This is a genomic window from Seonamhaeicola marinus (assembly GCF_008085455.1).
The window spans coordinates 1-522 of sequence record NZ_VSDQ01000078.1; the positions used below are offsets into that span (position 1 = coordinate 1).

Consider the following 522-nt stretch of genomic DNA (forward strand, 5'->3'; position numbering starts at 1 on the left):
AATTCACGCTATTTATAACGACGACGATGTACTAATGTCTGCTGTTAAAAAAGTTAAAGCAGAAAAGCATCATATAGAAGAAATTTATACACCATTCCCAGTACACGGTTTAGACAAAGCTATGGGATTAGCACCAACGCGTATAGCTATAACAGCTTTTATGTACGGTCTAGTTGGTTTAACAGTGGCTATAACCATGATGAATTTTATCATGATTAAAGATTGGCCTCAAAATATTGGTGGTAAACCAAGCTTTAGCTACATAGAAAATATGCCAGCTTTTGTACCAATTATGTTTGAGCTTACAGTGTTTTTTGCAGCGCATTTAATGGTAATAACTTTTTATTTACGTAGTAGAATGTGGCCATTTAAAAAAGCTGAAAATCCAGACCCTAGAACTACTGATGATCATTTTTTAATGGAAATTGCTGTACATGGAAATGAAAGTGAGTTAGAAAACTTACTAAAACAAACTGGAGCTGTAGAAATTAATTTAGTAGATAAAGAAGCGCATTAATATAG

Annotated in this window: 1 protein-coding gene; it reads left to right on the forward strand. The window is 33.1% G+C overall.

The annotated features are described in order from the left end of the window. Nucleotide 1 precedes the first annotated feature (1 nt). The gene (locus tag FUA24_RS00490; RefSeq protein ID WP_148539599.1) at nucleotides 2-517 is read left to right on the forward strand and encodes a DUF3341 domain-containing protein; all 516 of its coding nucleotides are present in this window, start codon (nucleotides 2-4) and stop codon (nucleotides 515-517) included. Nucleotides 518-522: the final 5 nt, after the last annotated feature.